This is a genomic window from Bacillus pretiosus, assembly GCF_052947655.1.
In genome coordinates this window covers 2408476-2421698 of the sequence record NZ_CM129593.1, presented here as the reverse complement: position 1 = coordinate 2421698, position 13223 = coordinate 2408476, and the positions used below count along the sequence as shown (strand labels likewise).

Sequence of the window (13223 nt, the reverse complement as noted above, 5' to 3'; positions counted from 1 at the left end):
GATCGCTTATGCAATTCTTGAAAAAGTTCACAATTTTATTCTTATCTTTTGTTATTACAGCACTTATCGTTTTATATTTTTACCTCTATGTAAATGGTCCAATTATTCAAGCTAAATCAGCTATTTTAATAGATGCTAATTCAAGTGAAGTTGTTTATAAAAAAAATGAAGAAACTCCTATACAATCAGCTACTTTATCTAAATTAATGACAGAGTATATCACACTGGAACAACTGAATGAAGGAAAAATACAGTTAGATGAATTAGTAAAAATAAGTAACGAAGTTTTCCGAGCAGAAACGAGTCCTATACAAGTAACTTCGAAAGATAAAACGACAGTTCGTGATTTACTTCATGCATTGTTTTTGACAGGGAATAATCGTTCCGCACTTGCCATTGCAGAACACATTGCTGGAAACGAAGATAACTTTACACTTTTAATGAATGAGAAAGCAAAACAACTAAAGTTATCACAACCATCCCCGTTTCTAAATGCTACTGGAATGAATAACGATACAAATAAACAATCAACTACAACAGCTATAGACGTAGCTAAACTAGCGACACAATTAGTAAAAGACTTTCCAGATGTATTGAATGTTACGAAACTAACCTCTTACCAATTTACCTTCAAAGACTCAAAAGTTTTCAACACAAATAAAATGATTTATTCTCTTAATAAAAACATTAAACTCCAAGGTGTTGACGGCTTACAAACTAGTTTTTCAACTAATGGTAATTATAGTTTTGTCAGTACAGCAAAACGAGGAGATACTAGACTTATTTCCGTAATATTAGACTCCAATGAAGAAAACAGTACTTTTATTGAAACAAAAAAGTTACTACAGTACGGTTTTGATCCTTCCTCGTACTCTGCACTCCAAGCTTTTAAAGATGCTGTTACATCGTGGACAGTTTTGCTTCAATTTAAAAATTTGATCATACAAACATTGTTGATTTTCTTCATCATTACAATTTTAATGTTTTTACATATACGTCAGAAAAAATCCGAGGATTTCAACTAGGAAATCTTCTTTTATATAAAAACCGGCTTGCATTTACAGTGCAAGCCGGTTTTCTAAATTTATAATCCTCTTCCAATTAAATTCGCTGAAACAGGCTGAAGATTTAATTCTCTCGCCCATATAGATAGCTGACCAATATGATGAATTTCATGTACAATTACATGTCTTAAAACTTCACCATATGTATATGTTTTATCCGTCCATGAAGCTTTTAATATCTTACATTCTACGGTAGATGACCATTCTTGTAAAAAATCTTCTAATTCTCGTTTATATAAATCAGATAACGCTTTCACTTTTTGGATGGATTGATAATCTTTAAACTGCGGTTCATTATCTTCTTTTCCCTGAAGCGCACTAATCCAGCTGTACTCAACATCGACAATATGGAATAATGTTTCTAAAACACTCCCAACACCACCTACACGCTTGCGGAGTAATTCTTCCTTTGAAAGTTGTTCACACCACTTAAACCAATCATCCCTTACTTGCCAATTGTATTGAAATAACGTGTACATATATATTTATCTCTCCCCTACCTCAACAATCCACTTAACCGCATCTATTACATAATATGGTTCATCTTTTTGAATATAGTGACCGCTTTTTTCTGCAATTACAAATTTATGATTGTATGATAATCGTAATAATTCTTCTTGCAATTGTAACCATTTCATTTGTGCATCTGGCGAATAAAAAGCTTTTTTACCCGCAGCTAACACGACAAGTGGAATATCATTCATTGATTTACAATGTCTATCTACTTCACTTAAACTAAATGTAAACTCTTCATAAGAACTTTCATATACAAACTGTTTATAGTAAGCTTCTTGAAATTCTGGAGACATGATTGGCAGAAAATCTTCTTTATAATTTTCCGGTGTCGAATCAACCAAAACGATTCCCAACAAATCTTTGGGATAAGAAGTCGCAAATAAACGTGCATTTATACCGCCAAAAGAATGTCCTACAAAAATATAAGGTGGTTTCAATTGTAGTTGCGCTAAGCAACTTCTTAAATCTTTTACCATTTCAGAACTAATACGTCTCTTGGAACTCTTCCCACTTTTCCCTAATCCCGCTCGATCATATGTAAGTACCGTCCCATATTCCATCAACTCTTCAGCAATATGGTCCCACGCCTTTGAATAATCGCCATAACCTGCCTCCATTATAATAACTGGCTGCAGCTTCTTTCCTTGAAACTTTTTCGTATACATTTTAAAATCATCAACTTGCACATATTCCTCTATACATTTAACCATTGACAATCACTTCTCTCAGGCCAAGTTCCTCTACAGCATGATTAATTATTTTACTTACAGATAAAGAGCCATCCAATATAATATCCGAATTCGGCTTAACAGTATGAATTGCCTCTAAATATGCTTTTCTCGCAAATGTCATGTAATGTTTCAAATCATTATGTATTTCATCTATTGTATCTTCTTTAAAATCTCGCAAAATTCTTCTAGCCATCGCAATATCTAAAGGTGTATCGATAAATATAGTTACATCAATAAACTCTCGCATTTCACTATTTAAGTATGCAAAAGGATAATCTACAATAATATAATCTACATTAGCCTCTCGTATAAGATGCTGAATATCATGAATTAATGGCGTAAGTACCCATTCATCATAATTTGCTCCATCATCAATCCATTTACAAATATCACTAGGACAGTTTTTAAAGTGATAGCTATCAAAATATAGTGCTTTTGAATTTGTTAACTTTTGAGTTAATTTTTCTGTAACAGTAGTTTTACCTCCTCCTGAAACAGCTGCAACTGTAATGATTTTCGTTTTTTTATTCATAATTTCCCACCATACCCCTTTTAATTAACATAACATAGTTATAGATAACTATTATTTTTTACCGCTCCATTCATATTCTAACATACTCATTTCCCATAAATTCCAATACGTTTCTCCTACTCTTTTTGACTCTCTTAATAAACCTTCTTTTACAAAACCTATTTTTTCGTAACAAGAAATAGCTGACTTATTAAAGTCATAAACACCAAGAGTTACTCTATGTAGTTTTAATTCATCAAAAGCAATACAAAGTACGGCTTTCATCATATGTTTCCCTATAGAACGCCCTCTCATTTTCGTATTACCAACTAGCACTTTTCCAATTCTAGCAGACTTATTTATATTATCTATTTGTCCAAGAGAAATATGACCAATAACTGCTTTAGTCTCTTCATCCATTATTTTGAATGCCAGTGTGTTTGCAGATTCTGTATATTTCTCTAATTGCTGTTCATTTAAAGGATATGTAAATGCATTTCCCGACCATTGTATTAAAAATTCTTCGGAATTAATCCAATTTATTAATTGTTTGAAATCAGATCTTTTAAAGGGTACTAATTTAATCACTCTCATTCTCCGTTCGTACATCACTCTTTATAGCCTCAAACCTATTTCTATATAAAGAATATATTCTCCTTTTATACGAAATTAAAATAAAGCCATTCATAAGAATGGCTTTACAAAAAACGGCATAATTATGCTATTTTCCTATGTCAACAAAAGTTCAATCGCTTCAATTTTACAAACAGAAATAATTACCGTAACTACCCCAGCACTATTAGCAAGCTTTACAACATCGCAAGTTACTGAAGAAACAGTTCCTGCATAATTATTTCCTACTGTAGTAATTCGCACGGCTCTGTTTACTAATTTTTTAAGCTCATCTCTAATTCCTTGTACACAGCAACAATCGCATTTTTTATTTTGTTCTTCTTGTTCTTTTTTACATTCTTCGAAAGCATCCCAACAATCATCCTGTTTACATGTACACTTCTTTTTACAATTATTAAATCGAGAACCCAAAACCTCACCCCCTAATCCTTTCTATTAGTAAAGTATGTCCACAAGCTTAAAAGTGTAAGAGACAAACACATAGAAAGGAAAAAACAAACAATTGTATTAGACATTCTTTTCTTTATTAACTATAAAAACAGGCCTCTAACAATTTGAAGCTTGTTTAATGAGGGGAATTGGATTTAATTCTGCTGAATTTAAAGTTTAGACAACCTCTTATAAGTCAGCTCCTTTAAGAGTCCCCAGCTTTTCCTATTACTTCACATATACCATATACATAGGCTTTGTTTGCATTAATATAGTACCTTTGCTGTTGTGAAATATACATTCAAAAAAGCGTACTCCAAAATAAGATATTATTTAAAATCTTAACGTTTCCTTCAACAAGTGTTTGTTGATTAATATCATAACCAGTAGTTCTCTCAACTATCTCCTGAAAATTAGCATAGTTTGTATGAATTCTATATCTAGTAGAAAGCACTCTATCATATAAAGGTAAAATAATAGGTTAATAAACAAGCCATTCTTTTACTAAAACATAGAATAGTATGAATCCTATTGAAGGGAGGTATAAAAGAATGTCCTGGAAAAATGATTGCTGGAGTTCTAAGAAAAAGCATTGTTGTGATGACTGGTGGAAATCTAAAGAAAAGAATCATTGTGATGATGATTGGAGTTCTAAGGAAAAGCATTGTAATGATGATTGGTGGAAATCTAAAGAAAAGAATCATTGTGATGATGATTGGAGTTCTAAACGAAATAAGTGTCGTTGTAAATGTTTCTTTATTTGTTGTCATTGTAAAAGAAAAAATTGGTAATATTTTCGATATCGACTTAAAAGAGAGAACATGTCTTTTGTGACCGATAAATACTAGAATGTAATATACAAAAAGCTGACTAAGTATAGTCAGCTTTTTGTCAATGAACACGTAGAGATTTATTTTAATATAGTTCTTATTAGAAAAGGATTATTTTATATAGATTACTATAAGCATCCATAAAGCCAAGGCGCCAATGATAGCGAGCGCTATACGTGTAGATAGTACCCTTAATTCAAAGTCTGTTTTCTTGGAGGGTTCAGGATATGCAATTATGTAGATTCCCTTTAATAATGCAAGCCATGCAATAACCGTTAGGAACCCCTGCCAATTGAATACCCATACATTATGTAGGATTACACTACCTAACCCTAGGAAAATCGATAGAAAACCATACATAATACCAAATCCTCTGTCTTCAACCACTAATTTTTTCAATTCACGTAGTACCGATGGACGTACGAAAAGTATTCCCGATACGATAACCGTTATCCATCCCCAAAACAATCCTAAAAAAGTACTAGTTTCCATTATTAGTTCACTCCCCTCAATTATTTATATTTCAGATATTCCCCCCTTTAGAACAATTCCAACATCTTTATATATAGGCTAAATTCTGCTCTTTTTTAATACAAACATGGCATATTCTATGCCCATCCTTAATCACCTCATTTCTCTACAAAATGAAATTTTTATATCATTCTTCATCATCATCTATCCGAATCAACCGAAGTCGCTTTGTACTATTACCGCACACTTTTTCATAGCTTGGAGCTAACATGCACCAAAGCCAATATAATGATTTATTCGCCTTTTCACTAACCTCTAAAATTGTCCCCTCTGTAATAAAATGATCACCTTAATACAATGTATACTCGCTTGTCCCATGGAATCATCATTATTCCCCTCCCTATTAAAATAGCGTTTTTGTTTCAAATAATGCTCTCATTAATTTGGACGCATTTACCAGTATATTTACCAAAAAATTCATGATATCGTTAACTAGTCGAGTACGTCATTACTTGACGATTACCCTTAGGAGCCCTGCAGACAATCGGGGTTCCTTTTATTTAAATAAGGATTTTGTTTAAACTTTACAAAACTCACCTATATTAAACTATCTTCTAAAATTCCCATTGAACATTTATAATACTTTTAAACAGTTTAAATTCTACAATCAGTAATGGAGGCATTTTAATGGGAAACATCCCAAAAATATCATCACAACAATCAAATCCTAAGATACCCTCACAGCAAGTGAACGCTAACACCAAACAAGGTAATAATAAAAAAACAAGACGCCGTATTATAACTACTTTAGCTTTTATATTACCTATAATTTTTGTCCTTCAATATTCTCTTAATAACCAGCAAGAAATGATTAAAGAGAAACAAATCACGGTTAATACGGAGCAACAAAAATTATCTTCTTTAAAGAAGGATGGTCATTCCCTTAAAAATGATGTTAAGGCTTTAACAGGTAGTGAAGAAGAAATTTTAAAATTCGCAAGGAAACTGTATGGATTTTCCAAACCGAATGAAACTATATTTCAAATAACTGAATAAAATTACACTGCATTACCCAAAAAGGCGATTTGACGATAATCGCCTTTTTATATTTAATTTCTAAAATAAACATACTAATTTCTTTTTCTATCAAATAACTATTTTGTTTAATTTATTAAAATACAACCACTTGTCCATTTCACATTGCTCTATCATTACATTTACTATTAGTAATACGATTTTTAGAGGTGATAAATAATGGACGAGTTTTTATATTTTGCTGCACTTAATCCGGGTTCTATTGGACCTACACTTCCACCTGTTCAACCCTTTCAATTCCCTACTGGTCCCACCGGTTCTACAGGAGCTACTGGCTCAACCGGATCAACTGGTTCTACCGGACCAACTGGACCAACTGGACCAACCGGTTCTACCGGATCAACTGGTTCTACCGGACCAACTGGACCAACTGGACCAACCGGTTCTACCGGATCAACTGGTTCTACCGGACCAACTGGACCAACTGGATTTAATCTTCCTGCTGGGCCTGCCTCTATTACCTTGACTTCTAACGAAACCACAGCATGTGTATCCACTCAAGGAAATAATACTTTATTTTTTTCGGGTCAAGTATTAGTAAACGGTAGTCCTACTCCAGGAGTAGTGGTCAGTTTTTCATTCAGTAACCCTTCTCTTGCTTTCATGGTTCCTCTTGCGGTCATTACCAATGCTTCAGGTAACTTTACCGCTGTATTTCTAGCCGCTAATGGGCCTGGAACAGTAACCGTTACTGCTTCACTTCTTGATTCTCCTGGAACAATGGCTAGCGTCACTATTACCATTGTGAATTGTTCATAATGGTTTTATTTTTAAGGACTAAGCAATATCTAATAAGATGAGCACTGATTTACAGTGCTCTTTTTTATCATTGGGATGTTCCTTTCAAATAAAATTTCGTAACACCCTACTAAAATAACGCTTTTATTAAGAACTAATGATCTTTATATTTCTTAAGCTTGTCATCACAAGTAATTTTTATAATTAGTTAAATTCTCAATATAGTTTATGTATATAATTCCATTCAAAGATACATAATACCCACGTAACTATTTAAAAGCACTTCGTTTTTATATCTAAGTTCAAAAAGGAGCTACATAACATGGATAAAAAAGATTTATTAAGTCAACAACTTGATCATGTGTCATCAGATGCGCTGAATACTCCTAGTAAGGCCCAAGAGCAAATGCAAGAAACATCTCAGGAGGCACATGATTCAAACAAAAAGGACAGTACTCAAGCTTTACATGGCGAAGATTTACCAATTTCAGATGTATATAGAACAACGAACAAACAGTAAATTTAAAAGGGAAAAAATCTTAAGAACCAGTGAGCTTAATTCTTTTCCCTTTTCCTATTTAAATAACACTTTTATATGAAACACGTACACATTTTTGACACATCCACTATCGCAATCTCCTGAAAATTCGTGATAATATTAATTTGTCGGATACGCCAAATTTCGACATTGAACGACAATGATATCTCCCTTATTGAATCCCTGTCCCCCAGGGATTTCTCCTTTTATTTCTTACTTTTTTCTTCACTAAATTTTCATTCTTAACAAAATTCAATCACTCCATTGAATAGCCAGCCATAGTATCCTATTTTGATAAAAACTAAAAACAAACAGATATACTTAACACTAATAGTAGATTTTTTAACTTCAAATTTACTTTTTCTCTCTTATTTTTTTGTAAACATTAAAAATGAGCTCTATTTACATAGAGCTCATTCGTAATTTTATAGTTTACTAGACTGTAACCCCTGAATAAACGGAACTACTTCAGGATTTACAAGTGATGATAAATCCCCTAATTCTTTTCCTAAGTAAGCAGCTTTAATGACGCGTCGCATTACTTTAGAATTACGTGTTTTTGGTAAATCTTCTACAACGTGAATATCTTTTGGACACAATGCTTTTCCGATATGAGAGTTTACTAAACTCATTAATTCTTTCTTTAACTCTCCTGTGAATGTTACATTGTCCCTTAATACTACAAAACAATGACAAACTTCACCTTTTACATCATCAGGTACACCAATCGCGGCAGCTTCTATGACATCATTATGCTTCACAAGAATAGATTCATATTCTGCAGGTCCAATACGTTTTCCAGCAATGTTTAACGTATCGTCTGAGCGTCCTGTAATAATATATTGCTCACCATCATAAATCACCCAGTCACCATGAACCCATTTGTTTTCAAAACGTGACCAATACGTGTTCACATAACGCTCATCGTCTTCCCAGAAACTTTTCGTCATACCAACCCAAGGTTTCTCTAAACATAATTCTCCAACTTCATCACGAATTGGATTGCCTTGATCATCGAGCACAACCGCTGCCATTCCTGGTAAAGATGCGTTAAAACTAATCGGTGCAATTGGTTTAATAAGGATGTTTCCGAAAATCCCACCAGAAATTTCAGTTCCGCCTGAATAGTTACAAATTGGTACATTATTTTTTCCAACTGTTTCAAATAGCCACATCCAAGGATCTGGATTCCAAGGTTCACCTGTTGATGCGAATACTTCTAAACTCTTGAGCGAATGTTTATTTACATACTCATCACCCTTTGCCATTAACGCACGAATTAATGTTGGTGATATACCGAGATGTGTAATTTCATATTTATCAACAGTCTCCCATAAACGATCTGCTTCTGGGAAATCTGGAACCCCTTCGTACATAACCATCGTTGCTCCATTAATGAGAGAGCCAAATAATAAAAACGGTCCCATCATCCAGCCCATATCAGTTACCCATAATACGCGGTCACCTTGTTTGATGTTCATTCCAAATCCTGCATCAAATGCAGATTTCAAAGGGAAACCAGCATGTGTATGTACTGTTCCTTTCGGTTTCCCAGTTGTACCTGATGTATAAATGAGCATTAACGGATCATCACTATTCATCTCTTCAGCATGTGTAAATGGTTTTTCTTTTTCTAGCGCACTCCATGGGAAATCATAATTATGTGGTGTAAAATCATTTCCTGCATGACGAACAATAACAACTTTTTCAACAGTTGGACAATGTTCGCAAGCTTTATCTACTTCGTCTTTTAATGAAACAACTTTACCTCGGCGTGAAAAACCATCTGCAGTAATAATCATTTTTGATCCTGCCGCTTGTACACGAGTCATGACTGCATCAGACGCAAATCCTGAGAATATTGGTGAAATAATTGCTCCGATTTTCATAACAGCTAGCATTGCAACAACTGTTTCTGGAATCATCGGCATATAAATTGTTACACGGTCACCTTTTTCAATACCCGCATGTTTTAAACCGTTTGCAACGCGACTTACCCAGTTGTCAAGATCTTCATATGTAAATGATTTTGAAGTTCCATTTTCTCCCTCGTACTGTAGTGCTGGTTGCATTCTTGTTTCATCATCTGCAAGCCAGCGTGATAAAACTGATTCTACAACGTTACATGTTCCGCCATTATACCACTGTGCAAACGGTGTACCATTTTCTAAATCTAGCACTTCTGTATAAGGCTTCATCCATTGATAGCCAACCGCTTTCTCAGCTTCTCCCCAAAACCATGCTGTATCTTCAATAGATTTATTATAAAACGTTTCATAATCTTCATAGCCCAATGATTTCATCCAACCATATAAACGCGTTTTTTCTTTATATTCTTCTGTTGGAAACCAAACTGCTTGTTTCAATGTTTTCCCCTCCTTGACTTTTTGAGCAAGAAAGCCCTAAATAGGGCTTTAAACTGGATAAACAGGATGTTTACGATCTGTAAATACTTGATATTTACTCATATACATTTCGAATCGTCCTTTTAACTCTTCTCTTAAATTGTTTGGATGAACAATACCATCAATGACCATCTCTGATGCCAAATGGTAAATATCAATATCTTTCTTATACTCTTCGCGTTTTTCAGCAATGAAGCTATCACGCTCTTCTTCTGGTAAAGCTGCAATCTTATTTGCATATACAGCATTGACTGCCGCTTCTGGACCCATTACTGCAATAGAGGCTGTCGGTAATGCTAGGCAGCAATCTGGTTCAAAGGCTGGACCTGCCATTGCATATAAACCAGCACCGTATGCTTTACGAACAACGATAGAAATTTTTGGTACAGTTGCTTCACTCATTGCAGAAATCATCTTTGCACCATGACGAATAATACCAGCACGCTCTACTTTTGTACCAATCATAAATCCAGGTACATCTGCAAGGAATAACAATGGAATATGATATGCATCACATAAATTAATAAACTTCGCTGCTTTATCCGCTGAATCGTGGAATAATACGCCGCCTTTCATACGCGGTTGATTTGCAATAATACCAACTGGCTTACCATCAATACGTGCCAAGCCTGTAATTAGTTCTTGAGCAAATAATTTTTTCACTTCATAGAAAGAACCTTCATCAATAACTCTATTAATGAGATCTTTCATATTGAAAGGAGCATTTTGATTTTCTGGAATGATTTGTTCTAACGTTTTTTCGAATTGTTTCGGTTCTTGAGGTGTAACCAATGGAGTCTTCTCTAAGTAGTTGTTTGGAAAATATGAAATGTATTGTCTTGCTTGTGTAATCGCGTCTTCTTCTGTTTTACATAAAACATCTCCGCATCCTGATACAGAGCAATGCATACGAGCTCCACCCATCTCCTCTAAAGTTACCTTCTCGCCGATAACCATCTCCGCCATACGAGGAGAACCTAAGTACATAGATGCATTTCCTTCTACCATCATAACAATGTCACAAAAGGCTGGAATATATGCGCCACCAGCTGCCGAAGGTCCAAATAATAAGCATACTTGAGGAACTTTACCTGATAATTTCACTTGATTGTAGAAGATTCTTCCTGCACCGCGGCGCCCTGGGAACATTTCTACTTGATCTGTAATACGCGCTCCAGCAGAGTCAACTAAATAAAATAACGGAACACGTAATTTTTCTGCCGTTTCTTGAATACGTAAAATCTTTTCAACTGTACGTGCGCCCCATGATCCAGCCTTTACCGTTGAATCATTTGCCATTACGCATGCAGTACGACCATGTATTTTACCCGTTGCCGTTATAACACCATCAGCAGGTAATCCTGTTTGTTCACAATTTGCAAATAATGCATCTTCTACATATTCACCATTATCAAATAAAAGAGCTAAGCGATCTCGAACGAATAGTTTTCCTTTTGCTTTGTTTTGTTCATGATACTTTGGTGCGCCGCCTTGTTTAATCGCTTCAACTCGTTCTTCAAATGTATTCGATTGTTGTTTTTGGTCTAACATATTTACTCCCCCTTATACATTGGTGTGCGTTTTTCCTTGAATGCTTGTAATCCTTCTAATCTATCTTTCGTATGGATTACACCTTCATACGCTTGTTTTTCCATTTGTAATCCGGTATGTAAATCAACTTGAATACCGTTTGAAATTGCTTCTTTTGCTAATCGAACAGCAATAGGACCATTACTAGCAATTTTCTCTGCTATTTCAATCGCTTTCTCTTCAAGTAAATGAGCTGGTACAACAAATTCTACTAAACCATATTCTTTTGCTTCTTGCGCTGAAATACGTCTGCCTGTATAAATTAATTCTTTCGCTCTACCAACACCAATTAATCTTGGTAAACGCTGCGTACCACCTGCTCCTGGTATAATTGCAAGTGTAGTTTCAGTAAGACCAAGACTTGCAGATTCAGCCGCAATTCTAAAATCACAAGCTAAACTTAATTCCGTACCGCCACCAAGGGCGATTCCGTTTATGGCAGCAATAACTGGCTGTGGTAATTGTTCAACCATCTCCATAGTAGTGCGAATCATACTAACAGCATGGCGAACTTGTTCCTCATTCATACCAGCACGTTCTTTTAAATCAGCACCAGCACAAAACGCTTTTTCACCAGCACCTGTTAAAATAACTACACGAGTATTGGACTCTTCACTTATTTGAGTTAATATGTTTTGTAACTCTTCTAATAACGCTAAAGATAATGAGTTTGCTTGTCTTTCACGATATAACGAAATCTTTACAACGTGAGGTGTTACATAATTAACTGAAATGTTTTGTAGTTGTAGCATCTTCTCACCTACTTATCGTTTTATGTTGAAGCGCTCTATACACATGACTCGGTAATTGGATATTTAATTTACTTTGAATGAATTGACTCGCTTTCAATAACTTCTCTTCATCAATATTCGTTTGGACCCCTAACTTATGGAGCATATGAACTAAGTCATCGGTTGCAACATTGCCTGATGCTCCTGGTGCATATGGACATCCACCAAGACCACCACAAGAACTATCAAATGTTGTAATACCATATTCTAATGACTTAACTACATTCGCCAGAGCCATTCCATACGTATTATGGAAGTGCATTGCAAACTGCGAAGCATCATATTTCTTTAATAAATACTCTAATACTCGCTCTACTTGTAGTGGATTCGCTACACCAATCGTGTCACCAAGTGATACTTCATAAATGCCGTATGAAAATAGTTGATTACATAATTCGTCAACTGCTACGACGCTTATATCTCCTTCATAAGGGCAGCCAAATACAGTAGAAACATAGCCTCTTACCTTTTTTCCTTCGAATAATGCCTGTTTTGTTATATCTTCAATTACAACTAATGCTTCTTTAATTGATTTATTAATATTACTTTTATTATGAGATTCACTTGCTGATAAAAAAACATTCACCTCATCTACATTTTGCAAAAAAGCTCGTTCCAAACCATTTTGATTTGGAACAAGCGCTGCATAAGTAACATTGGGATCCCTTTTCAGCTCAGAAAACACATCATTTGCATCTGCTAATGCAGGGACCCATTTAGGGTGAACGAATGAGGAAACTTCAACGTACGATAATCCCGCCTCTGTAAGTAGTTGAATCCATTTTACTTTATCTTTTGTGCCAACAATCTTTTTTTCATTTTGTAAGCCATCACGTGGCCCGACTTCTTTAATGACAGCAAAATTAGGTAGTTTCAATTCG

General features: G+C 34.7%; 16 protein-coding genes and 1 pseudogene. 5 read left to right on the top strand and 12 right to left on the bottom strand.

Annotation, left to right across the window (positions count from 1 at the left end; translation table 11 throughout):
• The first annotated feature begins 8 nt into the window (after positions 1 to 8).
• Positions 9 to 1025: a D-alanyl-D-alanine carboxypeptidase family protein gene (locus ACU8YW_RS12330; RefSeq protein ID WP_088063522.1), complete on the top strand. Its 1017-nt coding sequence runs from the start codon at positions 9 to 11 to the stop codon at positions 1023 to 1025.
• A 59-nt stretch (positions 1026 to 1084) separates the two neighbouring features.
• Here ACU8YW_RS12330 and ACU8YW_RS12325 read toward each other — a convergent pair whose 3' ends face one another.
• From ACU8YW_RS12325 to exsK, 5 genes are all read right to left on the bottom strand, one after another.
• Positions 1085 to 1543, bottom strand: coding sequence for a DinB family protein (locus tag ACU8YW_RS12325; protein WP_088609793.1), 459 nt, complete (start codon positions 1541 to 1543; stop codon positions 1085 to 1087).
• A gap of 6 nt (positions 1544 to 1549) precedes the next feature.
• Positions 1550 to 2290, bottom strand: a complete 741-nt coding sequence (locus ACU8YW_RS12320) for an alpha/beta fold hydrolase (protein WP_097908075.1) — start codon at positions 2288 to 2290, stop codon at positions 1550 to 1552.
• Positions 2283 to 2843 carry a nucleoside/nucleotide kinase family protein gene (locus ACU8YW_RS12315; protein ID WP_088609795.1) on the bottom strand — a complete coding sequence of 187 codons (561 nt, stop codon included), beginning with the start codon at positions 2841 to 2843 and terminating at the stop codon, positions 2283 to 2285. Before ACU8YW_RS12315 ends, ACU8YW_RS12320 begins: the two co-directional genes overlap by 8 nt.
• 51 nt (positions 2844 to 2894) lie before the next feature.
• Positions 2895 to 3410: a GNAT family N-acetyltransferase gene (locus ACU8YW_RS12310; RefSeq protein ID WP_097908074.1), complete on the bottom strand. Its 516-nt coding sequence runs from the start codon at positions 3408 to 3410 to the stop codon at positions 2895 to 2897.
• Positions 3411 to 3551: 141 nt separating this feature from the next.
• A complete protein-coding gene (gene exsK / locus ACU8YW_RS12305) occupies positions 3552 to 3866 on the bottom strand; it encodes an exosporium protein ExsK (protein WP_000535565.1) in 315 nt (104 codons plus the stop codon).
• Positions 3867 to 4415: 549 nt separating this feature from the next.
• On the opposite strand from exsK, the gene ACU8YW_RS12300 reads away from it, so the two are divergent.
• Complete coding sequence (locus tag ACU8YW_RS12300; RefSeq protein ID WP_306426517.1) at positions 4416 to 4718, top strand: hypothetical protein; 303 nt, start codon at positions 4416 to 4418, stop codon at positions 4716 to 4718.
• A 107-nt stretch (positions 4719 to 4825) separates the two neighbouring features.
• Here the strand turns inward: ACU8YW_RS12300 and ACU8YW_RS12295 are convergent, their stop codons facing one another.
• A complete protein-coding gene (locus ACU8YW_RS12295) occupies positions 4826 to 5206 on the bottom strand; it encodes a hypothetical protein (RefSeq protein ID WP_002127497.1) in 381 nt (126 codons plus the stop codon).
• A 666-nt stretch (positions 5207 to 5872) separates the two neighbouring features.
• Here ACU8YW_RS12295 and ACU8YW_RS12290 point away from each other — a divergent pair.
• Positions 5873 to 6241 carry an FtsB family cell division protein gene (locus tag ACU8YW_RS12290; protein ID WP_002168337.1) on the top strand — a complete coding sequence of 123 codons (369 nt, stop codon included), beginning with the start codon at positions 5873 to 5875 and terminating at the stop codon, positions 6239 to 6241.
• Positions 6242 to 6439: 198 nt separating this feature from the next.
• A pseudogene (locus tag ACU8YW_RS12285) lies at positions 6440 to 6496 on the top strand (exosporium leader peptide-containing protein); the annotation flags it as partial.
• Between the two features lie 17 nt (positions 6497 to 6513).
• Here ACU8YW_RS12285 and ACU8YW_RS12280 read toward each other — a convergent pair.
• Complete coding sequence (locus ACU8YW_RS12280; RefSeq protein WP_446894072.1) at positions 6514 to 6762, bottom strand: hypothetical protein; 249 nt, start codon at positions 6760 to 6762, stop codon at positions 6514 to 6516.
• A 45-nt stretch (positions 6763 to 6807) separates the two neighbouring features.
• Complete coding sequence (locus ACU8YW_RS12275) at positions 6808 to 7023, bottom strand: hypothetical protein (RefSeq protein WP_002085442.1); 216 nt, start codon at positions 7021 to 7023, stop codon at positions 6808 to 6810.
• 317 nt (positions 7024 to 7340) lie between these two features.
• Here ACU8YW_RS12275 and ACU8YW_RS12270 point away from each other — a divergent pair, with 317 nt between their 5' ends.
• Entirely contained in the window at positions 7341 to 7538 is a 198-nt protein-coding gene (locus ACU8YW_RS12270) for a hypothetical protein (RefSeq protein WP_044440827.1), read from the top strand.
• A gap of 443 nt (positions 7539 to 7981) precedes the next feature.
• Here ACU8YW_RS12270 and ACU8YW_RS12265 read toward each other — a convergent pair whose 3' ends face one another.
• Genes ACU8YW_RS12265 through mvaB form a run of 4 tightly spaced genes read right to left on the bottom strand, consistent with a single transcriptional unit; the run spans position 7982 to position 13219 of the window.
• Positions 7982 to 9922, bottom strand: a complete 1941-nt coding sequence (locus ACU8YW_RS12265; RefSeq protein ID WP_446894071.1) for an AMP-binding protein — start codon at positions 9920 to 9922, stop codon at positions 7982 to 7984.
• A 48-nt stretch (positions 9923 to 9970) separates the two neighbouring features.
• Positions 9971 to 11512 carry an acyl-CoA carboxylase subunit beta gene (locus ACU8YW_RS12260; protein WP_075306983.1) on the bottom strand — a complete coding sequence of 514 codons (1542 nt, stop codon included), beginning with the start codon at positions 11510 to 11512 and terminating at the stop codon, positions 9971 to 9973.
• Positions 11513 to 11514: 2 nt separating this feature from the next.
• Positions 11515 to 12303, bottom strand: coding sequence for an enoyl-CoA hydratase (locus tag ACU8YW_RS12255; RefSeq protein WP_048546966.1), 789 nt, complete (start codon positions 12301 to 12303; stop codon positions 11515 to 11517).
• Between the two features lie 4 nt (positions 12304 to 12307).
• Positions 12308 to 13219: a hydroxymethylglutaryl-CoA lyase gene (mvaB, locus tag ACU8YW_RS12250; RefSeq protein WP_098133516.1), complete on the bottom strand. Its 912-nt coding sequence runs from the start codon at positions 13217 to 13219 to the stop codon at positions 12308 to 12310.
• Positions 13220 to 13223: the final 4 nt, after the last annotated feature.